24 protein-coding genes are annotated in these 23,335 nt (G+C 68.2%); 5 read left to right on the forward strand and 19 right to left on the reverse strand.

Annotated elements, in window-relative coordinates; translation table 11 throughout:
• Positions 1-16: 16 nt before the first annotated feature.
• A complete protein-coding gene (gene xseA, locus RSD66_RS05150) occupies positions 17-1,615 on the reverse strand; it encodes an exodeoxyribonuclease VII large subunit (protein WP_415289249.1) in 1,599 nt (532 codons plus the stop codon).
• Positions 1,616-1,705: 90 nt separating this feature from the next.
• Here xseA and RSD66_RS05155 point away from each other — a divergent pair, with 90 nt between their 5' ends.
• The 3 genes from RSD66_RS05155 (at position 1,706) to purD (ending at position 3,669) form a co-directional block, all read left to right on the forward strand.
• A complete protein-coding gene (locus RSD66_RS05155; RefSeq protein WP_029673213.1) occupies positions 1,706-1,885 on the forward strand; it encodes a hypothetical protein in 180 nt (59 codons plus the stop codon).
• 14 nt (positions 1,886-1,899) lie between these two features.
• On the forward strand, positions 1,900-2,319 hold the full coding sequence (locus RSD66_RS05160) for a hypothetical protein (protein ID WP_029673212.1): 420 nt from the start codon (positions 1,900-1,902) through the stop codon (positions 2,317-2,319).
• A gap of 72 nt (positions 2,320-2,391) precedes the next feature.
• The gene (gene purD, locus RSD66_RS05165) at positions 2,392-3,669 is read left to right on the forward strand and encodes a phosphoribosylamine--glycine ligase (RefSeq protein WP_415289250.1); all 1,278 of its coding nucleotides are present in this window, start codon (positions 2,392-2,394) and stop codon (positions 3,667-3,669) included.
• A 16-nt stretch (positions 3,670-3,685) separates the two neighbouring features.
• Here purD and RSD66_RS05170 read toward each other — a convergent pair whose 3' ends face one another.
• The gene (locus RSD66_RS05170) at positions 3,686-4,384 is read right to left on the reverse strand and encodes a murein L,D-transpeptidase catalytic domain-containing protein (RefSeq protein WP_415289251.1); all 699 of its coding nucleotides are present in this window, start codon (positions 4,382-4,384) and stop codon (positions 3,686-3,688) included.
• Positions 4,385-4,511: 127 nt separating this feature from the next.
• Between RSD66_RS05170 and RSD66_RS05175 the strand changes: the two genes are divergently transcribed.
• Positions 4,512-5,828 carry a metal-dependent hydrolase family protein gene (locus tag RSD66_RS05175; RefSeq protein WP_024353365.1) on the forward strand — a complete coding sequence of 439 codons (1,317 nt, stop codon included), beginning with the start codon at positions 4,512-4,514 and terminating at the stop codon, positions 5,826-5,828.
• Here RSD66_RS05175 and lpxK read toward each other — a convergent pair.
• The 4 genes from lpxK to RSD66_RS05195 are packed head-to-tail and all read right to left on the reverse strand — an operon-like array spanning position 5,819 to position 10,708.
• The gene (lpxK, locus tag RSD66_RS05180; protein WP_415289252.1) at positions 5,819-6,835 is read right to left on the reverse strand and encodes a tetraacyldisaccharide 4'-kinase; all 1,017 of its coding nucleotides are present in this window, start codon (positions 6,833-6,835) and stop codon (positions 5,819-5,821) included. The two genes, RSD66_RS05175 and lpxK, sit on opposite strands and share 10 nt — an antisense overlap.
• Positions 6,832-8,133 carry a 3-deoxy-D-manno-octulosonic acid transferase gene (locus RSD66_RS05185; protein ID WP_415289253.1) on the reverse strand — a complete coding sequence of 434 codons (1,302 nt, stop codon included), beginning with the start codon at positions 8,131-8,133 and terminating at the stop codon, positions 6,832-6,834. The genes lpxK and RSD66_RS05185 overlap by 4 nt, the downstream gene beginning before the upstream one ends.
• Positions 8,134-8,135: 2 nt before the next feature.
• Positions 8,136-8,822, reverse strand: coding sequence for a lysophospholipid acyltransferase family protein (locus RSD66_RS05190; protein WP_415289254.1), 687 nt, complete (start codon positions 8,820-8,822; stop codon positions 8,136-8,138).
• The gene (locus tag RSD66_RS05195) at positions 8,819-10,708 is read right to left on the reverse strand and encodes an ABC transporter ATP-binding protein (RefSeq protein WP_415289255.1); all 1,890 of its coding nucleotides are present in this window, start codon (positions 10,706-10,708) and stop codon (positions 8,819-8,821) included. Before RSD66_RS05195 ends, RSD66_RS05190 begins: the two co-directional genes overlap by 4 nt.
• Positions 10,709-10,811: 103 nt before the next feature.
• Between RSD66_RS05195 and RSD66_RS05200 the strand changes: the two genes are divergently transcribed.
• Positions 10,812-11,477: a fused DSP-PTPase phosphatase/NAD kinase-like protein gene (locus tag RSD66_RS05200; RefSeq protein ID WP_415289256.1), complete on the forward strand. Its 666-nt coding sequence runs from the start codon at positions 10,812-10,814 to the stop codon at positions 11,475-11,477.
• Between the two features lies 1 nt (position 11,478).
• On the opposite strand, the gene RSD66_RS05205 is transcribed toward RSD66_RS05200, so the two are convergent.
• The 13 genes from RSD66_RS05205 to RSD66_RS05265 all read right to left on the reverse strand — a co-directional run bounded on the left by RSD66_RS05205 (position 11,479) and on the right by RSD66_RS05265 (position 23,256).
• Positions 11,479-11,673: a hypothetical protein gene (locus RSD66_RS05205; protein ID WP_415289257.1), complete on the reverse strand. Its 195-nt coding sequence runs from the start codon at positions 11,671-11,673 to the stop codon at positions 11,479-11,481.
• On the reverse strand, positions 11,670-11,831 hold the full coding sequence (locus RSD66_RS05210; RefSeq protein WP_169469172.1) for a hypothetical protein: 162 nt from the start codon (positions 11,829-11,831) through the stop codon (positions 11,670-11,672). Before RSD66_RS05210 ends, RSD66_RS05205 begins: the two co-directional genes overlap by 4 nt.
• 98 nt (positions 11,832-11,929) lie before the next feature.
• Complete coding sequence (locus RSD66_RS05215) at positions 11,930-12,181, reverse strand: DUF4170 domain-containing protein (protein ID WP_003170661.1); 252 nt, start codon at positions 12,179-12,181, stop codon at positions 11,930-11,932.
• Between the two features lie 13 nt (positions 12,182-12,194).
• Positions 12,195-12,989 (reverse strand): 3'(2'),5'-bisphosphate nucleotidase CysQ, encoded by a 795-nt coding sequence (locus RSD66_RS05220; RefSeq protein ID WP_346523858.1) that lies wholly within the window; start codon positions 12,987-12,989, stop codon positions 12,195-12,197.
• Positions 12,986-14,332 carry a TldD/PmbA family protein gene (locus RSD66_RS05225; protein ID WP_415289258.1) on the reverse strand — a complete coding sequence of 449 codons (1,347 nt, stop codon included), beginning with the start codon at positions 14,330-14,332 and terminating at the stop codon, positions 12,986-12,988. The genes RSD66_RS05220 and RSD66_RS05225 overlap by 4 nt, the downstream gene beginning before the upstream one ends.
• Before the next feature lie 42 nt (positions 14,333-14,374).
• A complete protein-coding gene (locus RSD66_RS05230) occupies positions 14,375-14,776 on the reverse strand; it encodes an MAPEG family protein (RefSeq protein ID WP_024353355.1) in 402 nt (133 codons plus the stop codon).
• Positions 14,773-16,554, reverse strand: coding sequence for a M14 family metallopeptidase (locus tag RSD66_RS05235; protein ID WP_415289259.1), 1,782 nt, complete (start codon positions 16,552-16,554; stop codon positions 14,773-14,775). Before RSD66_RS05235 ends, RSD66_RS05230 begins: the two co-directional genes overlap by 4 nt.
• Positions 16,555-16,671: 117 nt before the next feature.
• Complete coding sequence (locus RSD66_RS05240) at positions 16,672-18,201, reverse strand: UbiD family decarboxylase (RefSeq protein WP_415289260.1); 1,530 nt, start codon at positions 18,199-18,201, stop codon at positions 16,672-16,674.
• Between the two features lie 48 nt (positions 18,202-18,249).
• Positions 18,250-18,498 carry a helix-turn-helix domain-containing protein gene (locus tag RSD66_RS05245; protein ID WP_119412963.1) on the reverse strand — a complete coding sequence of 83 codons (249 nt, stop codon included), beginning with the start codon at positions 18,496-18,498 and terminating at the stop codon, positions 18,250-18,252.
• Between the two features lie 41 nt (positions 18,499-18,539).
• Entirely contained in the window at positions 18,540-19,406 is an 867-nt protein-coding gene (locus tag RSD66_RS05250; protein ID WP_415289261.1) for an aldo/keto reductase, read from the reverse strand.
• Between the two features lie 46 nt (positions 19,407-19,452).
• Positions 19,453-20,319: an alpha/beta fold hydrolase gene (locus RSD66_RS05255; RefSeq protein WP_415289262.1), complete on the reverse strand. Its 867-nt coding sequence runs from the start codon at positions 20,317-20,319 to the stop codon at positions 19,453-19,455.
• Positions 20,320-20,369: 50 nt separating this feature from the next.
• Positions 20,370-21,128, reverse strand: a complete 759-nt coding sequence (locus tag RSD66_RS05260) for an SPFH domain-containing protein (RefSeq protein WP_415289263.1) — start codon at positions 21,126-21,128, stop codon at positions 20,370-20,372.
• A 289-nt stretch (positions 21,129-21,417) separates the two neighbouring features.
• Positions 21,418-23,256, reverse strand: coding sequence for a gamma-glutamyltransferase family protein (locus tag RSD66_RS05265; RefSeq protein ID WP_415289264.1), 1,839 nt, complete (start codon positions 23,254-23,256; stop codon positions 21,418-21,420).
• Between the last annotated feature and the right edge of the window lie 79 nt (positions 23,257-23,335).

A 23,335-nucleotide genomic window follows, 5' to 3' on the forward strand; every position in this document is an offset into this window, starting at 1 on the left:
GCGGAGTTATTAGAAGTTAGAACAGGTCGCCCTGTCCGGCAGGAGGGGCCTTCGGGCGCGGTGCTGACTTGGGCGTGGGGCGCGGCATCCCACCCTCGCCGTCGATGGTCGCGCCCTTGGCGCCGTCGCCGAAGACGATCTGCACCGTCTGACCCGGCGACAGGGCGGCGGCAGAGGCGATCATGGCGCCCTGGGCGTCCTCGATGCGGGCGAAGCCGGGTTTGGGCGTCTTGGGGTTCAGCGTCGTCAGGGCGCGGGACAGGGAGGCGAGGCGGTCCTCGGCGCGCTCCAGCCGACGCGGCATGACCCCGTCCAGACGTACGCTCAGCGCCTCCAGCCGCGCCTGTCTCTGATCAAGGCGGCGGTGCAGGGGCGCAGGGCTGAGGCGGCCCGCCGTTTGCAGCAGGCGGCGCTCGTTGCGGGCGACCCCGGCCTGAAGCGCGGAGCCCAGACGGTCGGCGGCGCCGCGCAGGCGGTCCTGACCTCGCTCGACGCGGGCGCGCAGCAGGCCAGGCGTCAGTCGACCGGCCGCGACCGCCAACTGTCGCTCATGCACGGCGACGTTGCGATGCAGGCCTGAGCCGAGGCGGCTGGCGGCGTGGTCCAGCCGTTGCTGCGGCAGGGCCAGCAGGTCTTCGGGCCGGGCGGGCAGGCCGCGCGCGGCGGCGCGCAGGCGGGTGCGGCGGTCCTCCAGCATCCGCGCCCCGGCGCGCGACAGACGGCCCTCCAGATCGCTGAGCGCCCAGCGCAGATCGGCCAGCACCGGCGTGGCGATTTCGGCCGCCCCGGTCGGAGTCGGCGCCCGGCGGTCGGAGACGAAGTCGATCAGGGTGGTGTCGGTCTCGTGCCCGACAGCCGAGATTATGGGGATGCGGGCGGCTGCGACCGTGCGCGCCAGACCCTCGTCGTTGAAGCACCACAGGTCCTCGACCGAGCCGCCGCCGCGCGCGACGATCAGCAGGTCCGGGCGGGGGATCGGCCCGTCAGGCGTCATCTGGTCGAAGCCGCGGATGGCGTTCGACACCTGGCCGCAGGCGGCGTCGCCCTGAACCACAACGGGCCAGACGATGACGCGGCAGGGCCAGCGCTCGGCGATGCGGTGCAGGATGTCGCGGATGACGGCGCCGGTGGGGCTGGTGATGACGCCGATGGTCGCCGGGAAGGTCGGCAGGGCCTTCTTTTTCGCCGGGTCGAACAGGCCCTCGTCGCGCAGTTTGACCTTTAGCCGCTCCAACTGGGCCAGCAGGGCGCCCGCGCCCGCCGCCTCCATGCTCTCGATCACGATCTGATAGGAGGAGCGCGCCGGATAGGAGGTGATCTTGCCGGTGACGATGACCTCCAGTCCTGTCTCGGGCTGGACGCCCAGACCGCGCACCACGCCCTTCCAGATCACGCCGTCGATGGCCGACTTGTCGTCCTTCAGCGTCAGATAGACGTGGCCCGAGGCGTGGCGGTTCACCTTGGAAATTTCGCCGCGCAGCCGCACATGGCCGAAGCGTTCCTCCAGCGTGCGTTTCAGGGCGAAGCTCAGCTCAGAGATCGACAGCGGCGGATTGTTGTCGCGGGCGGGCTGCGGGGCCGCGCCCTCGAAAGCGTAGTCGTCGTCGGAGGTCATGGCGCCATCCTAGACGCCGCCGTCGCGCCCGCAAAGGCGTGTGCGGCAAGCGTGGCGGAACGGGCGCCTCTCCGCGCGCGTTCGCGCATCATGGTGCAGTCCCCAGACCCGCTGCCGGAAGACGCTACGGACGACGCCCTGCCGCCCGATCAGGCGCGTGAGCGCGACCTGGCGCGCCGCAGCCATAATCCGGCGCTCAGCCCGTGGCTGATTCTGGGCGTGATTCTTTTGGCCGGCGCCGGCGTCTATGTGGTCTCGGCCCTGATCTAGGACAGGAGGACGTGATGATGAGGATATTGCTCGCCGCCGCCTCGGCCGCGGCTTTGATGGCGGCCTGCTCAGAGGCGCCGCCCAAGCCGGCAAAGACGCCGGAAGCTTCGCCCGACGCGGCCTCGGCGCCGAGGATGACGCATACGGCCGCTCCTGCGGCGGGCGCGACGGCGCTGGGTCTGACCGTCAAGCAACTGGAGGACGCCGATCTCATCACCCCGGCGGGGATTGATCTGGGCGACGTCCAGAAGGTCGATGTGGACGCCTCGGGCGCCATCACCGGGCTGATCATCGAGCCGGCAGGCGAGGGCGGGCCGCGCTGGGTGCGTATTTCGCTGGATGGCCTTACGCCCCGCAAGGAAGGCGACGACTATGACCTGGTGTCGGACATGACGCTGGAGCAGTTGAAAGCCATGCCCGCCTGGATGCCCTGATTTGCATGATCTTGCGTCCGCTAACCCTTTCCGGCGCTTGACCGGGACGGCGCGTGCGGCCATTCCGCCCGGATGAACATTCTGCTCGTCGGATCGGGAGGGCGCGAACACGCCCTGGCCTGGAAGATCGCCCAGTCGCCGCTGGTCACGCGGCTTGTCGTCGCGCCCGGCAATCCCGGCATGGCTTCGCTGGGCGAGATGCGGCCCGATCTGAAGGCGACGGACGCGGAAGGCCTGGCGGCCCTGGCGCGCCAGATGAAGGCCGATCTGGTCGTCGTCGGGCCTGAATCGGCCCTCGCCGAGGGCTTGGCCGACCGTCTGCACGCGGCGGGCATCCCCTGCTTCGGCCCGACGCAGGCGGCGGCGCAACTGGAAACCTCCAAGGCCTTTTCCAAGGCCTTCCTGCAGCGCCACGGCATTCCGACTGCGGGCTATGGCGTTTATGAGGACGTCGCCTCGGCCAAGGCGGCGCTGGATCGGTATTCGGCCCCCTATGTCATCAAGGCCGACGGCCTTGCTGCGGGCAAGGGCGTGGCCATCAGCCCCGATCGCGCCGACGCCGAGGCCGAGATCGAGCGGATGCTGGGCGGCCGGTTCGGCGCGGCCGGGGCGCGCGTGGTGATCGAAGAGTTCATGGACGGGGAAGAGGGCTCCCTCTTCGTCCTGTCGGATGGGACGCGGTCGGTGTTGTTCGGCGGTGCGCAAGACCACAAGCGCGCCTTCGACGGCGACATGGGCCCCAACACCGGCGGCATGGGCGCCTATTCGCCCGCGCCCGTTTTCACGACGGACTTCACCGACGCCGCCAATGAGCGCGTGGTCGTTCCCACCATCCAGAAGATGGCTGAGGAAGGCGTTCCCTATCGCGGCGTCCTCTATGTCGGCCTGATGGCGACGACGGAAGGCCCCAAGGTGGTCGAGTTCAACGCCCGCTTCGGCGACCCCGAATGTCAGGTGCTGATGATGCGGCTGGACGGCGATGTCGTGCCGCTGCTGCTGGCCTGCGCGCGCGGCGACCTGACCCAGGCGCCGGCGCCGGTCTTCAAGCCCGGCGTGGTCATCTGCGTGGTGCTGGCGGCCAAGGGCTATCCCGACAGCCCGCTGGAAGGCTCGGTCATCCGCGGCGCGGATCAGGACTTCGGACCGCACGTCCAGGTCTTCCACGCGGGGACCAGGCTGCGCGACGACGGCGTCCTGGCGGCGGCGGGCGGTCGCGTGCTAAACGTCTGCGCCTATGGCGACGACGTGGCTCATGCGCGTGAGCGCGCCTATGAGGCGATCGCGAAGATCGACTGGCCGGGCGGCTTCCACCGCACCGACATCGGCTGGCGGGCGCTGGAGCCGCGCTGACGCGGCCCGGGCGGCTTCAGGTCATCGCGAACAACAGCCGCCCTTCGCCCATGCGTTCGCGCAAGGGGACCAGGTCGGCGTGGGACACCGAGAAGCAGCCGTAGGACCGGCCCAGCTTGCCCTGGCGCGCCAGAAAGGCCGGGTCGGCGTAGTCGGCGCCGTGGATGATGATGGCCCGCTCGCGCGCCAGATTGTTGGAATACTCCAGCCCGTCCAGCAGGACGTTCGGCCCCTGCTGGCTGCCCCAGCTGGCGCCCGCCGTGGCGTAGGCGCCGATCGAGGACATATGGCTGTCCGGGCGATTCGAGAACTGCTGCGCATAGCCTGAATGCGCCGGGTCCGATCCGCGGCCGTGGCTGGTGCGATAGGCCGTGACCCAGCCGCCTTCCAGATCGACTTCGTACAGGCGGTCCTCGCCCGAGAACTTCTGGAAATCGACCAGATACATCCGGTCGCGCTTCGAGATCTTATGACCGTGCACGTCCATAGCGGCGCGGGCGCGCTCGATCAGGTCCGGACGCACAATGCCGTGGGGGTCGATCGTCGTCCCGGCGTCCGCCATCTGCACATGGGCTGCGCGCGCGCGCTCAGGTACGATCGGCAGCGTTGTAGCGACGGCTCCGGCGAGCTGAAGTTGAGAGGTGGAGGCTGCGGAGGAGCACCCCGCCAACAGGGCCGAACCGCCCAAAATCAAGCCACGTCTGGAAAGCCGCATGCGACGCCCCTCGCACGGTTAAACAACTGTATCGGCTTGTTTCATGAACCGTCGTTAGAACGCAACCTTGGCCTTGGCGGGAAGATTGGAATGGTTATGTTGCGCGCTTCAGTAACGGGAGGGATACATGAAAAAGCTTGCCCTGATTGTGACCGCAGCTGTTTTGGCTGCCACCGGCGCCGAGGCGCGCCAAGCCCCGGCGGCAGCGCCGGTTTCGGCTGAACAGGCGACGAAGTTCGTCCAAGTGGGGCGGCTTTTGGCCGATCCGGCCAGCGGTCGCGTGCTGCGCGATAAAACTCTCGTGATCAGAGGGAACCAGGTCGTCGAAATCCGCGACGGCTTCGTCGGCGAGGGGAACGTCGTCGATCTGCGCTCGGCCTTCGTGCTGCCCGGCCTGATCGACAGCCACGTCCATCTGGGCAGCGAGCAGAGCCCGAACAGCCGTCTGGACCGGCTGACCATGTCGAACGCCGACCAGGCGATGGTCGGGGCGCGTCACGCCCGTCGCACCCTGAATGCAGGCTTCACCACGGTGGCGGACCTGGGCGGCGCCAATGAGTCGATCTTCGCCCTGCGTGACGCGGTGCGACGCGGCGACGTGGCCGGACCGCGCATCATCGCCGCTGGTTCGTCCGTCTCGGTCCACGGCGGCCATGGCGACGCCAACGGCTATCGCGAAGACATCCTGCACGTCCTGTCGAACGAGAGCGTCTGCTCGGGGGCCGAAGACTGCCGCCGCGCGGTGCGGACCCAGGTTCGCGCGGGCGCCGACATCATCAAGATCACGGCCACGGGCGGCGTGCTGTCGAACACCGCCGCCGGTCTGAACCAGCAGTTCACCCAGGATGAACTGGCCTCCATCGTCGAGGTTGCGCACCGCATGGGCCGTCAGGTCACCGCCCACGCCCACGGCGTCGACGGCATCAACGCCTTCCTGAAGGCGGGCGGCGATTCCATCGAGCACGGCACCTATCTGGATGATGAGTCCATGCGCCTGTTCAAGGCCAACGGCGCCTGGCTGGTGCCGACCCTGCTGGCGGGCGACTTCGTCGCGCGCGTGGCCTCGGGCCCTGAAAACTTCTTCACTCCGGCCCAGACGGCCAAGGCTCTTGAAGCCGGTCCCAAGATGCTGGACATGGCCGCCCGCGCCCATCGCGGCGGGGTCAAGATCGCCTTCGGCACCGACTCGGGCGTCTCGGCCCACGGCGACAACGCCCAGGAGTTCGCCCTGCTGGTGCGCGCCGGTCTGACGCCGCTGGAGGCCATTCAGTCGGCCACGATCGGTGCCGCCGAACACCTGAAGATCTCGGCCGAAGCGGGCCGTATCGCGCCGGGCATGCCTGCCGATCTGATCGCCGTCGCCGGCGACCCGTTGAACGATGTGACCGAGCTTGAGCGCGTCCGCTTCGTCATGAAGGGCGGCCAGGTCTTCCGTCAGGACTGAGGTTTCAGCCGATCCAGCAGGAAGGCGGCGAAAGCCGCCTCATCCTCGAAACGAGCGACGACGGGCCAGGGTGAAACCCTGGCCCTTCTTTCTGGGTTGAGCCGGACCCAGTCCTTTTCCGTCGTCACCAGACCGGCGCCGTAGACCGACGCCCGATCATTCAGGAAGGCGAAGTCGCGATCCGACAGTTCGGCGTGGTCGGGGAAGGGGACGAAGTCCTTCAGATCGCATCCGGCGGCGATCAGCGACCGCTCCACCTTCCACGGCTTGGCGATGCCCGCGAAGCCGACCTGCGGTCCCGGCGGAGGCGGGCCTTCGGGCGCCAGCCGGGCGATGAAGACGGGCAGGCCGTCGAAAACCTCGATCAATTCAGGATCGACCTCGGCCATGTCGGTGGGCAGCAGCACCACCACGCCGTCGGCGCGCGCCAGCCCCGCCTTCAGGGGTTCGCGCATCGGGCCGGAGGGAAAGACCGAACCGTCGCCGAACGGCCATTCGTCGCCGCGTGTCTCGCCGTCGACGACGATCAAGCTGAGGGTCTTCTTCAGCGCCGGGTTCTGATGGGCGTCGTCCAGCACCAGGACGGCGGCGCCGTCGGCCGCTGCGGCGCGGGCGCCTTCCACGCGATCACGCGCGATCCAGGCGGGCGACCCTTGCGCCAGCATCAGCGGCTCGTCGCCGACGTCGGCGGCGGTGTGGACGGCCGGATCGACCCGGACCGGGCCTTCAAACTTGCCGCCATAGCCGCGCGACAGGGCGGCGGCCTGGACCCTTCGATCCCGCAGCAGGCGCAGCGTCTCGCGCGCGATCGGCGTCTTGCCCGAGCCGCCGACGGTCAGATTGCCGATGGAGACGACTGCCGCGCCCGGATCGACCGGCGTGGCGCGAGCGATCCTGCGCGCCGTCACGCCCGCCCACAGCCATGAGGCGGGCTTCAGCAGCATCCGCGTCACCGGGGCGTGGCGACGCTCGCGGCTGTACCACCAGCGGGGGGTGTTCAGTTTCACGGGCGTCTCCGCGACGGGGGGGCGGGCAGGTGGGCCTGAAGCGCCAGCCACAGACGGTCCAGCCCGGCGGCGGCGGCCTCTGCCGATCGCCGCGCGCGCTCGCCCATGTCGCGGGCGGCGTCCGGGTCCGCCAGCATGGGGCCGACGACCGAGGGCAGTTCGGCGGGCGACAGGACGGAGACGAGGCCGCCCGCCTGCTTCAGCATCCTTGTCACGGCCTGCCAGTTGCTGGCGTCCGGGCCGGTGACGATGGGCTTGGCTAGGCGCGCAGGCTCCAGCGGATTGTGGCCGCCGACCGCGCCGCCGCCCAGCGCGGGGGCGAAGGAGCCGCCCATGACCACCACATCGGCCAGCCTCAGGAACAGGCCCAGTTCGCCCAGGGTGTCTGCCAGATAGATGTCGGTCTGGTCGCAGATCGGCTGGCCCTGACTGCGCCGGGCGAAGCCGTAGCCGTCATGGGTCAGGGCCTCGGCGATGGCGTCGGCGCGTTCCGGGTGGCGCGGCACGACGATCAGGAACAGGCGGTCGGCCAGATGATCCAGCGCGCCGACGATGGCCATTTCCTCATGCTCATGGGTGCTGGCGGCGACGACGACGGGGCGGTCGTCGATCAGGGCCGACAGGCGGGCGAACTCGCCCTTGTCATAAGGCAGAGGCTCGCCGGACAGCTTCAGGTTCACCTGGCCGTCGACGCGGGCGCCCAGGGCCGTCAGCCGGTCGGCGCTGTCCTGATCCTGAGGCCAGACGTGCTGGAACCCGTTCATCAGGGCGCGCGCCATGCCGGGGGCCTTCTTCCACCCTTGGGCCGTCTTGTCGGTGATGCGGGCGCTGACGAGGGCCAGAGGCACGCCGCGCTTCTGGGCTGTGGTCAGAAGGTTGGGCCACAGTTCGCTCTCGACGAAGACGCCGACATTGGGTCGCCAGTGGTCGAGGAAGGCCGCGACGGCCGAGGGGGCGTCCACCGGGGCGAACTGGTGGATGACGCCGCGCGGCAGGCGGCTGGCCAGCACCTGGGCCGAGGTCAGGGTGCCGGTGGTGACCAGCACGGTCACATCGGAGCGATCCTTGCGGATTCGCTCGGCTAGCGGAAGGATGGACAGGGCCTCGCCGACGCTGACGCCGTGAATCCAGACCAGAGGCCCCTCGGGGCGCGCCATGCCGGGCAGGCCCAGCCGTTCGTCGACGCGGGCGGGGTCTTCCTTGCCTTTCTTGACGCGGGCGTCCAGCAGGCGCGGGGCCAGCGGCTCCAGCAGACGGGTCAGCAGTCGATAGGCGACTAGGGCGGGGCTGAAGGCCACGGTCAGACGCGCTCCAGCCCGGTCAGGGCGTCGGCGCGCGCCTCGACGGCGGTCAGGCGCTGGCCCCATTCGGCGGCGACCTCGGCCAGATCGCCGCCTTCAAGCCAGTCGACCCGGTCCCAGACGACGGCTCCCTTGCCGAATGGCAGGGGCAGCAGGGCGCGGTCCCAGCTGTTCAGCCGGATCGCCGGTTTGCACGACATGCCGATCAGCAGTACGGGCGCCTTGGAAATTTTCGCCATCAACGGCAGGCCCTCGGCCATCTGCCGCGCCGGACCGCGCGGGCCGTCGGGGGTCAGCGCGAGAGCGCCCAGCTTCAACTGCTTCAGGCCGTCGCGCAGGGCCTGCGTCCCGCCCTTGGCCTGTTTGGCCTTGTCCTTGTTGGCGGAGGAGCCGCGCACGGCGGGAAAGCCCTGACGCGCGATCGCCTTGGCGATGAACTCGCCGTCGGCGGACAGGGAGATCAGCGCCTTGGCGGGTTGGGCTCTGTCCTTGGGCCAGCAGGACGGCGCCAGGGCGATGCGCGAGTGCCAGAAGGCGCACAGCACCCCTCCGCCGTCACGCCAGACATCTTCAGCCGCGGCCTCGTTCTCATGGGTCCAGCGGATGGTGGCGATGCAGAACCGCATCCACTGGGCCAGGGTCCAGGACAGGGCGTTCTGGATGGCGGGGTTGCGCAGCGGCCTCATGCGCCGGTCTCGTCGGGGAGCTCGACCAGAGGCGGCAAAGTCGAAAGAGGCGAGGGGGCGACCGGGTCGCTGTCCAGCGACTGCTGCCGGGCCAGACGGGCGTAGAGACCGCCGCGCGCCACCAGGGCGTCATGGGTTCCTTCCTCGACCACGCGGCCGCCGTCGATGACGTAGATGCGGTCGGCGTTCTTCACCGTCGACAGGCGGTGGGCGATCATCAGGGTGGCGCGGCCGTCCATCAGCCGCTCCAGCGCGGCCTGCACCAGGGCCTCGCTCTCGGTGTCCAGCGCGCTGGTGGCCTCGTCCAGCAACAGGATGGGCGCGTCCTTCAGGAAGGCGCGGGCGATGGCGATGCGCTGGCGCTGGCCGCCGGACAGGCGGGCGCCGGCCTCGCCCACGCGGGTGGCGTAGCCGTCCGGCAGGGCGGCGATAAAGTCGTGGGCGGCGGCGGCGCGGGCGGCGGCCACGATATCCTCGGCCGAGGCGCCGGGGCGGCCATAGGCGATGTTGGCGGCGATGGTGTCGTCGAACAGGAAGGGTTCCTGCGTCACCAGGGCGATGTGGTCGCGTAAGGACGGAAGGCTAAGCTCGCGGATGTCGCGACCATTCAGCGTCACCCGCCCCGCCGTCACGTCATAGAACCGCGGCAGCAGGCTGAGGATGGTCGACTTGCCCCCGCCCGACGGGCCGACAAGGGCGATCGTCTCGCCCGGCGCCACATGCAGGCTGACGTCCGACAGGGTCGGAACGGCGCCCTCTTCCTCGGCGCGATAGGCGAAACATACGCGCTCAAGGGCGATGGTGACCGGGCCGGGGACCACTACGGCGGCGTCGTTGGCCTCGCGGATTTCTGGCTCGATATCCAGGGCGGCGAACAGGCGGCGGGCGGCGGTGAAGCCCTCGCTCAGCACCGTGGTCAGGTTCGTCACCTGACGCAGCGCCTGACCGGCCAGCAGCAACATGCCGATGAAGGAGGCGAAGGCGCCGACGGTCATCTGCCCCTTACTGGCGCTCCATCCGGCATAGGCCATGGCGGCGGCCACCACGGAATAGGCGACGATGTCGCTGGCGGGGCCGGAGAAGGCGCGGCTGTCAGCGCCCTTGATGACGTGGCGCTGGCGGCGGTCGATGACGGTGGCGACGCGGGCTTCCTCGGCGGCCTCGCGGTTCTCGATCTTGATGACGCGGACGCCGTCCAGATTCTCCATCAGGGCGCTGGACAGGGCTTCGGTCTCGACCATCGCGCCGCGCGCGGCCTTGCGAGACTTCTTGCCGAAGCGGCCGATGATCCAGCTGACCAGCGGCACGCCCAGCAGAACGATCAGCGTCAGCGGCAGATCGATAAAGCCCATGGCGATGATGACGCCCAGCAGCATCAGGGCGTTCTGGGTGTAGTTGACCACGCCCGAGGTGAAGGCCTCGCGCACCAGATTGGCGTCGAACAGGACCGACGACACGAACGTCCCTGAATGCTGGCTGCGCAGACGCGACAGGTCGGCCCGGATCATGCCCGAGAACAGCTGCTTCTGAATGTCGCCGACAATGCCGTGGCCCAGCCGGTTCACCAGCGCCGCCTGACCCGCCATGCTCAGCGAGCGGATCACCGCCACGACGATGATGAACAGGGGAATGGCGATCAGCACCTTGTCCGCCGGAATGGTGAGCGTCTTCCAGACCGTCACCGGCCCCTGATGCTGGCCGAACAGCAGGTCGATCGCAGGCTCAAGGAATTTCAGCAGCAGGGCCGTCAGACCGCCCGACACGCCCGCCAGCAGCATGGAGGTGAAGAAGGCCGGCTTGTGCCGCGACAGATACTCGCGCCAGATGCGGGCGAGCAGGGGCCGCAGCGGCTCGCGGGCGTCGGCATGAGGAGCGGGAACAGTCATCGGCCTTCGGTCGAACGGCTGAGGCGGCAAGTCAAGCGGCCGCGCGAGAGAGAGGCGCCGCGGGACGGGTGACGCCGGGTGCAAACGGCGCTATCTGGCCGTCATGGGGCGCTACGATCTGACTACGCCGTTCGGCCGTTTCAAGGCGCGCTGGTCCTATTTCTGGAAGGATCACGCCTTCCTGCGCACGGCCTTCACCAACGCCCATTGGCTGGGGCCGGATCTGGTGCGGACCAACCAGCCCTCGCCGGGGCAGTTGGCCTGGTGGAAGCGGCAGGGGATCCGCACCGTCGTCAATCTGCGCGGCCAGAGGGACGAGGCCTATTACTGGCTGGAGAAGGACGCCTGCGAACGGCTGGGGCTGACGCTGATCGACGCCCCGCTGGATTCACGCGACCCGCCGGGGAAGGACCGGGTGCGCCGGGCCAAGGCTCTGTTCCAGACGATGGAGTATCCGGCGTTGATCCACTGCAAGTCGGGTGCGGACCGGGCGGGGATGATGGCGGTCTTCTATCGCCACTTCCACCTGGGCGAGCCGATTTCGGCGGCCATGACGGAACTGAGCAAGCGCACCCTGCACAGCCGCGAGGGCCTGACCGGGGTGCTGGACTATACGCTGGAGAAATACGTCGCCGAGGTCGAGCCCACGGGCGTCAGCTTCGAGGACTGGGTCGAAAGCGACGCCTATGATCCCAAGGCCATTCGGGCAGAGTTCAAGGCCGGCTGGTGGGGCAGGCTGGTGGTGGATCGCCTGCTGAAGCGCGAATAGGTCAGCCCCACGGGCCGTTGTGATCAGAGCCGCGAGACGGAGACTGACGCGCAGCCTGCTCCTTCTTCCACCGTTTGACCTGGCGGTCATGTTCGAGGCGGCGCCTCAAGGTGACCATGCACAGCGCCAGAACGGCGAGCATGGAGATCAGACTGAAAATCTGCTGGGCGTCCAGCGTCTGGCCGAAAAGGGTCAAGGTCGAGGGTCTCGGTCAGCCGGGGTGATGGGGTCGTTCCAGGCGGTGTCCTGGTCCTCATCGGGACGGGCGACGTGCGGCGGTCCCTTGCGCACGACCCAGACGATCGCCGCGACGGCGACAACGACCAGCAGCAGGACGATGAAGGTCGGCAGCATGGGAAATCCTGTTCAAGAACAAAGGCGACTGACACGAAAGCGCATCAGCCGCCTCTGCGGTTCCGGAACAGCAGCGTGATGACGCCGTGAGCGCTGACTCAGGCGTCGGTGCGCGGGTCGATCAGCTTGTGCGCGTGCAGGATGAAATAGCGCATGTGGGCGTTGTCGACGGTCGCCTGGGCGCGGGCCTTCCACGCCTTCTTGGCTTCGTCATAGCTGCCGAAGGCGCCGACGAATTCGACCTGGCTCAGGTCGCGGAAAACGGGCTCGGCAGGGTGGCGCATCTCGCCGCCGATGACGAGGTGAAGCAGTTGGGGGTCGTGAGAGTCGGCCATGGAGAGGGGGTCCATTGCGGGAGGAATGTCAGATGGCCAGCGGGATAGGCGCTGTGCGCCTTACGATCAACGGGTGAAGGGCCGGTGCGGCGCATATCAGGCTGGTTTGACGCGGATCAGGGCGATTAAATCTCCACGGACGGCCCATATGGTCGCTGACCTTCGCCCCGGCCTCTTCGGCGATCAGGGCGCCGGCGCAGACGTCCCAATCCCATTTGGGGCTGATGGCGATGGCCGCATCGAAGGCCCCCGCCGCCACCAGGGCCATGCGGTAGGCCAGGGCGTTGCGCTTGGAAAAGCGCATCGGCGGCCATGGCTCGTCCCATTCGCGCGCCTCCATCAGCCGGGCGTCGGCCAGAAGCTCGGCGTCTTCCAGATCGTCGGTGTCGGAGGCGCTGATGGGGCGGCCCCTCAGGCGGGCGCCGCCGCCCAGGGTGGCCTCGAACATCTCGTCCATCATCGGGGCGTGGATGACGGCGGCGACGGGGCGGCCGTCTTCGACCACGGCGATGGGCACGCACCACCACGGCTTGTTCTTCATGAAGGCGACCGTGCCGTCGATCGGGTCGACGACGAAGATGCGTTTCTTCGACAGGCGGTCCGTGCTGTCGGCCGTTTCCTCGGACAGCCAGCCGTAGTCTGGCCGGGCGCTCAGCAGGGCGTCGCGCAGCAGTTGGTCCACGGCCAGGTCGGCGCTGGTGACAGGCGAGCCGCCGTCCTTGGACCAGACCTTCAGCCCGGCCTCGCGGTGTTCGAGCGCCAGCCGACCGGCGGCCAGCGCCGCGTCGCGGATCAGGGCGAGGTCGGCGCTGTAGTCGCTCATTTGCCCGCGATCGCCACCTTGTCGAACAGCAGGGAGGGGCTGTTGAACGAGCCGCGGAACTCCAGATCGCCCGCGCGTTGCAGGCGGGCGTAGAGGTCGATCAGATTACCCGCCACGGTGACTTCGCTGACCGGATAGGCGCGCTGGCCGTTCTCGAACCAGAAGCCGGACACCCCCGCCGACCAGTCGCCGGTGTTGCCGTTCAGCGAGGGGCCGAACATGGAGGTGATCAGCAGGCCCGTCCCGGCCTGCGCCATCAGGGCCTCCAGATCGCCTTCGCCTGGCGCCAGATGCAGGTTGTGGGTCGAGACGCCCGACGGCCCCGCCAGCCCGCGCGAGGCGTGGCCGGTGGTCTGCAGGCCCAGCTGGGCCGCCGAGGCCGTGTTCAGCAGCCAGGTGGTCAGGACGCCGTCCTTGACGATCTCGCGCCGTTCGACGGCCACGCCCTCGTCGTCGAAGGGGGTGGAGCCGAGGCCGCGCGGGCGGAACGGGTCGTCGATCAGGTCGACGCCGGTCGGCAGGACGCTCTGGTTCAGCTTGTCCTTCAGGAAGGAACTGCCGCGCGCGATCGACGGGCCGGAAATGGCGCCCAGCAGCGGCGACAGCACCTGTGTCGCCACACGGTTCTCGAAGATGACGGGGGCGGTGGTCGAGGCGATCTTGCGCGGGCCGACGCGGGCGATGGCGCGCTCGCCCGCCTTCAGGCCGATGGAGGCGGGGTCGGGCAGGTCGGACAGGTGGCGGACAGTGCGGCTTTCGCCGCCGCGTTCCATGGCGCCGTCCTTTTTGGCGATGACGCCGACGCCCAGCGAAAAGGCGCTGCCGCGATGGCGCCCGTCGAAGCCATGCGAGGTGACGAGGCGCCATTCGCTGGCCGACCATGAGGCGTGGCCGCCTTCGGATTTGGAGACGCCCGATACGGCCAGGGCGGCGGCTTCGGCCTCGGCGGCGGCGGCTTCCAGCGCCTCGGCCGAGCGTTCGGCGGGGTCGTAAAGTTCAAGGTTGGCGTGCGGCGCGGCGGCCAGCCGGTCCTGCGGCGCAAGCGCGGCGTAGGGGTCTTCCGGCGCCAGCTTCGCCATCGCCACGGCGCGCTCGACCAGACGGGCGCGGGTCGCGTCGGACAGGTCGGAAGCGGACACCGTCGCCTGACGCCTCCCGATGAAGACGCGCAGGCCCAGATCGCGGGCCTCTTCACGCTCCACATCCTCCAGCGCGCCGTTGCGCACGCCGACGGACAGGGAGGCGCGATGGGCGGACACGGCCTCGGCCGCATCGGCGCCGGCCTTCAGCGCGGCGGAGATCAGGTCGTTCAGGATATCGGGGGAGGGCGTCTTATCGGACATGCCCCGATATGGCGGACGGAACCCGCGCCCGCAACAGCCGGACTAGAGAATGGACCAGGCGATCAGGCTGACCGCCGCTACCAGAAGCGCCAGCCAGGTCAGGATCATGCCGATCGACCGACCCAGCGACGGTCCCTCCTGAAACAGCAGGCCCAGGGCGTGGATCACCCTTCCTGCAAACAGCGTCCCGCCGACCGCATGGATCAACAGGGCGGGGGCCCCGAGGAAGGCCAGCAGGATCAGGCCGCACATCCCGGCCGGGATGTATTCGGCCGCATTGGAAAAGGCGCGGGTGGCGCAGACCAGTTCGCGCACCCCGCCGTCGCCGAACTCGACCAGATGCTTGCGCCGCCGGTTCACCACCACGCCCGACAGAACGAACAGCAGCAGGATCAGCAGCCCGCCCCATAGGGCGGCCGCCTGTATGGTCGGAATCAGGCTCAATTCTCGCGCCCCACCGGATAGAGGCGATAGCGCGCATCGTAGAAGGGGGTGCGCTCATAGAACCAGGCCAGGCGCGCGTCGCCGTCGGCGGCGAAGGTCGGATCAGCCGCCAGCTTGGCCTCGAACGCGGCCTTCAGCGCCGGATCGGCGGCCAGCATCTTCTCGGCGAGGGGGGCGATGGCGTAGGCCTCGATGTATTCGACGCGGTTCAGCACCTCGGGGAACATGCCCCAGGCGAAGAAGCTCTCGTTCGACTGCGGCTCCAGCAGCAGGATGGCGAGGTCGCCCATCGGCTGATCGGTCGGCACGCGCACCGAGCCGACAGGGAAGGTCCAGTCGTGGGCCTCGGGCCGGATTTCGGCGACCGAGATCGGCACATGGCCTTCATTGGTGCGGGCGGAGACCTTGGGATCGACCAGGCGCAGCATGTCGACGGCGACGGTGCGCGGGGCTTCCAGCGTCTCCATCTGCACGCCGTGGACCCGCAGCCGCTCGATCACGTCCTGACGATAGGACGGCACCCAATAGGCGCTCGGCCGCTTCAGCGTCAGTGTGGGGTGGGAGCCATAGAAGGGCATCTGCCAAAGTTCGGCGTCCGGCTGGCCCAGCCAGCGGATTTCGGGGCGGCCCGATGCCAGGCTGTCGAAGGTCTCATAGCGGATGCCCTTGAAGGGGCGAGTGTGCGAGGGCGTCTCGTCGCTGTCGAAATTGGCGGGCAGTTCGGCGGGGCGCAGGGCGCGGTCGGCGGCGATGGCGGCGCGCAGGTCGCCGGACTTTTCGGCCAGCAGCTTCAGCGCCTGTTCGAGGAAGACATAGGTTCCCAGAACCCGCTGCTCGTGCGGCTTCAGGCTGTGGTTCTCGATCAGTATGGTCGGGACGTGCGCCGCCGAACCCCAGCCGTTGGAGAAGCGCTCGCCCAGACCGCCGTCGTTCAGGCCCTTCTTCGGGTCGCGGTCGTCGATGGCGAAGACCAGTTCGCCTGGGATGTGGCCTTGCGCCTCCAGCGCCTCATACATGGCGGGCTTGAAGGCGGCGTCCAGCCACTGAGCGATGGCCGGGCTGCGGCTCCAGACGCCGTCCTCGCCGTTGTAGCCGAAGGTGACGTCATATTGATAATCGATGCCGTCGGTGACGTGGATATCGACGTAGAGGTCGGGCTGGTATTTGTGGATCAGGCCCATGACGGCCTGCATCTCGGCCTGATCCAGCTTCATGAAGTCGCGGTTCAGGTTCTGGTTCGTCGCCGTGTGGCGCCAGCCCTGATTGCGCGGCCCGCGCTGGTTGGGGCGGGAATAGAGGCCGGTGCGCTCGTGCCCGTCGACGCTCAGGATGGGGATCAGGATCAGGTTAGCCCGGTCCAGCAGGTCGTCCTTGCCGTAAAAGGCGATGTCGCGCAGCAGCATCATGCCCGCGTCCTTGCCGTCGATCTCGCCGGGGTGGATGCCGGCCTGGGCCAGCAGGACCGGCTTGGACGGATCGAAGGCCGCGCCGTCCTTGGAGGCGATCACGGCGTAGATCGGACGCCCTTCCGGCGAGGTTCCGAACTGTTCGAGGCGGATCAGGTCGCTGGCGGCGTCCAGTTTGTCGAACCAAGCGCGGGTGTCGGCGTATGACGGCGAGAAATCATGCGCAGCATCGGCCTCGAAGCCCGTAACCCACGGATCGGAGGCGTCGCGCAGCAGGGCTCGGCTGGCGCCGTTCCAGGCCGGCGCAGGCGGCAGGAAGGCCTGATCCCACGGTGCGGCGTTGGGCAGGGCCGATGGGGGCGTCTGGGACATGGCGGGACTCGCGAGCAGAAGGGCGGCGGCGAACAACAGACAGGAGCGCATGCGCTTTGGTGGGCCGAATGGTCCGATGAGGCAAGCTTTCAGCCCTCTCCCTCCGGGAGAAGTCAGCTATTTCCAGATCGGAGTCTTGTCGCCCGGCAGGCCCAGGCGATCCCAGATGTCGTTGACCCGTTCGATGACGTCCTCGTCCATGCGGATCTCCTCGCCCCATTCGCGCTTGGTCTCCGGCTCCCACTTGTCGGTGGCGTCCAGGCCGATCTTGGAGCCCAGCCCGCTCTCGGGGCTGGCGAAGTCCAGATAGTCGATGGGGGTGTTCTCGATGACGGTGATGTCGCGCGCGGGGTCCATCTTGGTCGAGACGGCCCACATGACGTCCTTCCAGTCGCGGGCGTTGATGTCGTCGTCCACGACGATGATCCATTTGGTGTACATGAACTGGCGCAGATAGCTCCAGCAGCCCATCATCACGCGCTTGGCGTGGCCGGGGTAGGCCTTCTTCATCGACACCACGGCGATGCGATAGCTGCACCCCTCGGGCGGCAGCCAGAAGTCGGTGATTTCGGGGAACTGCTGGCGGATCAGGGGGATGAAGACTTCGTTCAGCGCCTCGCCCAGCACGGACGGCTCATCCGGGGGGCGACCGGTGAAGGTGGTCAGATAGATGGGGTCCTTGCGCATGGTGATCGCCGACACCTGGAAGACCGGGAACTTCTCGACCGAGTTGTAATAGCCGGTGTGGTCGCCGTAGGGGCCTTCGTCCTCGAACTCGTCCAGCAGGACGTGGCCTTCCAGCACGATCTCGGCCTGCGCCGGGACCATCAGCGGCACGGTCTTGCACGGAACCAGCTCGGCCTTGGAGCCGCGCATCAGGCCGGCGAACTGATACTCCGAAAGGGTCTCCGGCACCGGGGTCACTGCGGCTAGGATCGTCCCCGGATCAGCGCCCAGAACGACGGCGCAGGGCAGGGGCTCGCGCTTACCCGCCTTCTTGTGCCGGGCGTAGTGCTGGGCCCCGCCGCGATGGGCCAGCCAGCGCATGATGGCCTTGTCCTTGTCCAGCACCTGCATCCGATAGATGCCCAGGTTGAAGTCGTCCTCACGCTCGTCCGACGGCCCCTTGGTCACGACTAAGCCCCAGGTGATCAATGGCGCGGGTTCGCCGGGCCAGCAGCCCTGAATGGGCAGGGCGGTCAGGTCGATCTGATCGCCCTTCAGCACCACTTCCTGCACCGGGGCCTTCTTCACCGTCTTGGGCCGCATGGACATGACGGTCTGGGCCAGCGGCAGCATCTCCATGGCGTCGCCGAACCCGCGCGGCGGCGTCGGGTTGCGCAGGAAGGCCAGCAGTTCGCCGACTTCTCGCAGTTCGCCCGCGGTGGTGCGTTGCTTGCCCTCCAGCGTCACGCCCATGGCGACGCGCTTCACCGTGCCGAACAGGTTGGCGAGGCAGGGGATGGGGCTGATCGAGCCGTCGGGCATGACCGGCTTCTCGAACAGGACCGCCGGGCCGCCGTTGCGCAGCAGCCGGGTCTGGATCTCGGTCATCTCCAGATGGGTGGAGACGGGCTCCGACACGCGGACCAGTTCGCCGTCGGCTTCGAGGGTCGCAAGAAAATCGCGCAGGGACTTGTAGGCCATGCGCTGACGCTTAGGCGGACGCGAGCCGTCTGTCACGCCATGCGCGCTTCAATAGGCCGGGGCGTCGGACACAAGCGCCCACACCGGCAGGCGCAGGGCGCGGGTTGCGGCGTCCAGCCGGGCCGAATCCAGCCGCTGACGACCGGTTTCGACACGGCGCAGGGCTTCAGGCGTCAGGTCGAGGGCGGCGGCCAGATCCTCGAACGGCACGCCGCGCCGGTCGCGCCAGCGGCGGATGCGGGCGCCGACGACGGCGTCGTTCGGATCGCTCGCCGGGAAATCCAGAACTGAACCCAAAGCCCCCTCCTGTGCGCCCGCGCCTCTAGATCGGTGTCGGATCAGGCATCCTGATCCCACTCAAAGGCCTCGTCCAGCCAGTCGCCGATGCGGCCGTCGGGGCGGGCCAGGGCGCTGACCTGCGCCATCTCGTCCGCAGAAAGCTCGAAGTCGAAGATGCCGAAATTCTCGGCCGCGCGGCTCTCCTTGGTGGTGCGCGGAATGGCGATGACGCCCTGCTGCATGATCCAGCGCAGGGTGATCTGGCCATTGGTCTTGCCGTGGCTCTTCGCGATCTCGCCGATCACGGCGTCGTCGGCGATCTTGCCCTGAGCCAGCGGCGACCAGGCGGTGATGGACGAGCCCAGTTCGCGCGCCGTCTCGATCAGCGTCTTCTGCGACAGATAGGGGTGATACTCGACCTGATTGGTGATCAGCGGCGCGCTCGACAGGGCGGCGGCCTCGCGGAACAGGGCGGAGGGGAAGTTGGACAGGCCGATGTTCTTGGCGAAGCCCTTTTCCTTCGCCTCATTCAGGGCGCCGATGGTTTCTTTCAGCGCGGGCGTCGGCTTGGGCCAGTGCAGCAGCAGCAGGTCCGGCGTCAGGCCCAGGCTGATGGCCGATTCCTCGGCCTGACGCAGCAGGGCGTCGCGATGGAAATGCTCGACCCAGATCTTGGTGGTGACGAAGATGTCGTCGCGCGTGACGATCCCCTCGGCCACGGCGTCGGCGATGCCGTCGCCGACGGCCTTCTCGTTCCTGTAGATCCAGGCGGTGTCGATGTGGCGATAGCCGATGCGCAGGGCCTCGCGCACCATGCGGCGGGCGTCGTCGGGCTCCAGTTGCCAGGTGCCGAAGCCGAGCAGCGGAATCTCAACGCCCGAAGCGGTCACGGTTGGCTGGCCCGAGAAGGATGGCGAATGGGGCATGGGGAGGCTCCGGTGAGGAATAGGAGCCTGGAATATAGGCGCCCGCTCAGGCCTCGCCATTGTTCAGCCAGTGGAAAACCTGATCCCACAGCGGCTCCATCCCCTTGCGGAAGGCGCCTTCGTGACCGATGCGGCGCGCGCCGAAATCGCCCGGCGCGTGGACGCTGATCTCGGATTCGGCGTTGGGATAGACGCTCACCAGGTCGCGCGCCGTGCCTGGCGTGGCGATAGGGTCGTCGGTGAATATCCACGACCGGATCGGGGCGGTCACAGCCTCATAGTGGTGGGGCCGCAGGCTGGTCTCCAACTCCTTGGAGAAGTATTCCCGCTTCAGGCACCAGCGCCGCCAGGCGGTGAAAACACCGCGCGGCAGGTCGGTCCCGGCCCACAGACCGCCGCCCTTGATATAGCCGTGCCGCATCAGGCTGAACGGGCCGAAGCCCAGCCAGAAGAACAGCTCCAGCGGGTTGTAGCGGCGGTGGTGCCCGCCCCACCAGCCGGTCCCGACCGAGACGAAGGCGTGCCGCTCGATCCGGTCGTGATTGGGCATGAAGCCGACGAAGTGGCCGCCGACGCTGTGGCCGACATGAACGATGCGCAGGCCCGGCGCCGCTTCGATCAGGGCGTCCAGCGCGGCGGGCATGTCCAGCCGTCCCCAGTCGGGATAGTCGATGGCCGAGCCCTTCAGCTCATCCGGCCGCGACCCGGCGATGCCGCGAAAATCATAGGTCAGCACCGCCGCCCCTCGCTCCGCCAGATAGCGGGCGAACCGCTCGTAAAAGCCCTTGGGAAAGCCCGTGCCGGAGGAAACCAGTACGGCGATCAGGGGCTCGGCGGCCGAAACCAGCCGCATCGACAGCGGATAGCCGTCGGCGGCCGGGGCGGTGAAGTCGCGCGTGACGAGATCGGTCATAGGTCCGTCCTGTTTGGAAACGAACTCTAGCGGATTGACGCGGCGTCAGGTCAAGTTGGGTTGTGAGGAGGGGGCGCACTGTTGGCGGACAAGGCGGGGTCGCCGACTACAAAGGTGGCGCTTCGGGCGGAAGCGGCCGCCTGAAACAAGCGCAGGCGCGCCAGTTCGGGATTATCCTTCAACAGTCGTGCAGCGTTCGACAGCGCTCGCAGGCTTGCCTGCTCCGAGCGAGCGCGTTCCAGAGCCGCCTGGCCTTCGAGACGCGAGCGCTCAACATCGGACATCAGTCGTCGCAACTCAGGCGGCAGGATCACGCCTGTCAGGACGATGCCGAGGACTCGTGTGGCGCCGATGGCTGGACCCACGCTCGCCGTCAGGGCGGCGTCGAGCTCAAGATCACGGGTCAGCAGTTGTTCCAGAGTGCGTTCAGCAGCCAATCGGACTAGGGCGCTGGAGAGGGCCAACTGCAGTGCGGCGGAGGTTTGTTCACGCAGCGAGGCTTCTGCATCCTCAATCTTATGAAGCGCTGTGGCCGCCAGTCGAAGCGGCAGCCGGTCCGCGGTGACAACGTCGATCGGCCCAACCGCCAGATGTTGCGGCGTCATTTCTATACGCACGATGACGGTTCGGTTTGAGCGCCACAGACGGTGCCGGCCCGGTCCCAGAATTCTTTCAAATCCACCGTCCAGATAGACAGCAGCGCGTTGCCAGTCAGGCACGACGACGGTCATTCTCAATTTGAATGTCCAGGCGACGCTGATGGCGACAAGAGCCAGGATCGCGAGGGTGATGAGGACGATTGGCGACATGATAGGCCCTCGTGCTTGGAAATGGCGCCCTCGTGTCGCGACGGACAGGCGGGAGTCCGAAACCCGCAGAGCCTGTCCATGGCTCGCCTTTCGGCAGACGCGAGGGCGCCTGTTTGCAACCAGAAAGAAGATGACCGTTTGCGCGGCTGACCGCGTTCGTCGCCGAACGTCGCGCCGCTCGCTCGTCTTCAACGGGGAATCGAACCCCGACGAAAGCCTATCAGTCGGAGCGCGGCCGTCGAGGGTCGATCAACAGATCTGCGTAATGGGGCCGTTCAATAGGCGCCACTCAATAGGCCAGCGCGTTGCCGTCCTTGCGCATTTCGGTGGCGGCGCCGTAGGTCCAGCGGCCCTGTTCGTTGATCTGCTTCATCACGTTCTGATAGCCGCCGAAGCCGCCGTCGGGCGGGCCGAGGTCCCAGCCCATCGCTGTCAGCTGCTGTTTGGTCGCTTCAGGCACGCCGGATTCGAGATGCAGCTTGCCGACGCCCTCAGCCGGTTGGCCGGTCGGTTCGGACGAGCCGTAGTGCTGCCAGCGCGGGCTGTCGCCGGCTTCCTGCGGGTCCAGGCCGTAGTCGACCATGTTGATGATGATCTGGGCCTGTCCCTGCGGCTGCATCCCGCCGCCCATGACGCCATAGGCCAGCCACGGTTCTCCGTCCTTGCAGGCGAAGCCGGGGATGATGGTGTGGAAGGGGCGCTTGCCCGGCGCATAGACGTTCGGGTGGCCGTCGGTCAGGGCGAACAGTTCGCCGCGGTTCTGGAACATGAAGCCCAGAGTGCCGCCGTCCGGGCCGTCGGCGACCAGACCGCCGCCCATGCCGCGATAGTTGGACTGGATCCAGCTGACCATCATGCCGTCGCTGTCGGCGACGCTGAAATAGGTGGTGTCGCCCTGCGTCGGCGCGTCGCCGGGGAAGACGCGGTCCATGACGCGGCTCGGGTTGATCAGTTTGGCGCGTTCGGTGGCGTATTCCTTGGAGTTCAGCCACGCGGTCGGGGCCTTGGCGAAGCGTTCGTCGGCGAAGTAGCGGGCGCGGTCCTCGAAGGCCAGGCGCTTGGCCTCGGCCTGAACGTGGATCGAGGCGGCGGACTGGAAGCCCATGGCCTTCAGGTCGAACTGTTCGCAGATGTTCAGGATCTGGTTGGTCGAGAGGCCCTGGGTGTTCGGACCGAGCGAATAGACCTCGACCCCGCGATAGGTGGTCATCAGCGGCTCGACCCATTCGGTGCGGTGCGCGGCCAGATCGGCGCGGGTCATCCAGCCGCCGATGCGCTTGAAGTAACGCTCGATGTGGTCGGCGATCACCCCGTCATAGAAGGCGTCGCGGCCGCCCTCGGCGATCAGGCGATAGGTGCGGCCCAGGTCCGGGTTGGCGAAGATCTCGCCTGTCTTGGGCGTGCGGCCGCCGGTCAGCCAGACCTTCTTGCGGTTGTCGTTTTCCTCGATCGTCGCGGCGCTCTTGTCGAAGTTGGCCATGCCGCGTTCGAGGTAATAAGCCACGACCTGCGGCACAGGCACGCCCTGCTCGCACAGTTCGGCGACCGGCAGCAGGACGTCCTTCCACGGCAGCTTGCCATAGCGCTGGTGCGCGCTCCACCAGGCGTCGACCGCGCCGGGGACATTGACCGTCACGGCGCCGTAGCGGGGCAGGTAGCCGTCGGCCCCGGCCTTGGAGCGCGCTGTTTCCAGCGACAGGCCGCGCGGGCTGGGGCCCGAGCCGTTGAAGCCGACGACCTTCTTCTGGGCCGGGTCCCACATCAGGCAGAAGGCGTCGCCGCCGATGCCGTTGGCGGTCGGTTCAAGGAAGCCGAGGGCGGCGTTGATGGCGATGGCGGCGTCGATGGCCGAGCCGCCGCGCCGCAGGGTGTCCAGCCCGATCATCGTCGCGGCGGGGTGGGCTGTGGCGGCGGCGCCGTTGGCGCCCCAGACGGTCGAGCGGCCGACGAAGCGGGGGCCGGTGATGCGGTCGCCGATGCCGACGCCGGCGTAAGGGTCGGGCGCGGGGGCGGGCTGCACCGAAGCCGGATTGGCGACCGGCGCAGCGGCGGGCCCCTGCTGGGCGCGGGCGGCGCCCGCCATCAGGGCTCCGGCGGGCAGGGCCGAAAGAAAAGTACGACGACGCATGATGATTTACTCCCCCTCGTTCGAGGCGCGCATTGACGCCGGAACAGGGGGAAGGCGCAAGCCGTCGATGCGCTTGCGG

Origin of the sequence: Brevundimonas sp. S1H14 (genome assembly GCF_047716865.1) — a bacterium.
Classification (GTDB): domain Bacteria; phylum Pseudomonadota; class Alphaproteobacteria; order Caulobacterales; family Caulobacteraceae; genus Brevundimonas; species Brevundimonas naejangsanensis.

Coding starts and splice junctions, on each gene's coding strand:
- xseA (WP_415289249.1), bottom strand. CDS start 1,615: ATGACCTCCGACGACGACTACGCTTTCGAGGGCGCGGCCCCGCAGCCC.
- RSD66_RS05155 (WP_029673213.1), top strand. CDS start 1,706: ATGGTGCAGTCCCCAGACCCGCTGCCGGAAGACGCTACGGACGACGCC.
- RSD66_RS05160 (WP_029673212.1), top strand. CDS start 1,900: ATGATGAGGATATTGCTCGCCGCCGCCTCGGCCGCGGCTTTGATGGCG.
- purD (WP_415289250.1), top strand. CDS start 2,392: ATGAACATTCTGCTCGTCGGATCGGGAGGGCGCGAACACGCCCTGGCC.
- RSD66_RS05170 (WP_415289251.1), bottom strand. CDS start 4,384: ATGCGGCTTTCCAGACGTGGCTTGATTTTGGGCGGTTCGGCCCTGTTG.
- RSD66_RS05175 (WP_024353365.1), top strand. CDS start 4,512: ATGAAAAAGCTTGCCCTGATTGTGACCGCAGCTGTTTTGGCTGCCACC.
- RSD66_RS05190 (WP_415289254.1), bottom strand. CDS start 8,822: ATGAGGCCGCTGCGCAACCCCGCCATCCAGAACGCCCTGTCCTGGACC.
- RSD66_RS05195 (WP_415289255.1), bottom strand. CDS start 10,708: ATGACTGTTCCCGCTCCTCATGCCGACGCCCGCGAGCCGCTGCGGCCC.
- RSD66_RS05200 (WP_415289256.1), top strand. CDS start 10,812: ATGGGGCGCTACGATCTGACTACGCCGTTCGGCCGTTTCAAGGCGCGC.
- RSD66_RS05210 (WP_169469172.1), bottom strand. CDS start 11,831: ATGCTGCCGACCTTCATCGTCCTGCTGCTGGTCGTTGTCGCCGTCGCG.
- RSD66_RS05215 (WP_003170661.1), bottom strand. CDS start 12,181: ATGGACCCCCTCTCCATGGCCGACTCTCACGACCCCCAACTGCTTCAC.
- RSD66_RS05220 (WP_346523858.1), bottom strand. CDS start 12,989: ATGAGCGACTACAGCGCCGACCTCGCCCTGATCCGCGACGCGGCGCTG.
- RSD66_RS05225 (WP_415289258.1), bottom strand. CDS start 14,332: ATGTCCGATAAGACGCCCTCCCCCGATATCCTGAACGACCTGATCTCC.
- RSD66_RS05235 (WP_415289259.1), bottom strand. CDS start 16,554: ATGTCCCAGACGCCCCCATCGGCCCTGCCCAACGCCGCACCGTGGGAT.
- RSD66_RS05240 (WP_415289260.1), bottom strand. CDS start 18,201: ATGGCCTACAAGTCCCTGCGCGATTTTCTTGCGACCCTCGAAGCCGAC.
- RSD66_RS05250 (WP_415289261.1), bottom strand. CDS start 19,406: ATGCCCCATTCGCCATCCTTCTCGGGCCAGCCAACCGTGACCGCTTCG.
- RSD66_RS05255 (WP_415289262.1), bottom strand. CDS start 20,319: ATGACCGATCTCGTCACGCGCGACTTCACCGCCCCGGCCGCCGACGGC.
- RSD66_RS05260 (WP_415289263.1), bottom strand. CDS start 21,128: ATGTCGCCAATCGTCCTCATCACCCTCGCGATCCTGGCTCTTGTCGCC.
- RSD66_RS05265 (WP_415289264.1), bottom strand. CDS start 23,256: ATGCGTCGTCGTACTTTTCTTTCGGCCCTGCCCGCCGGAGCCCTGATG.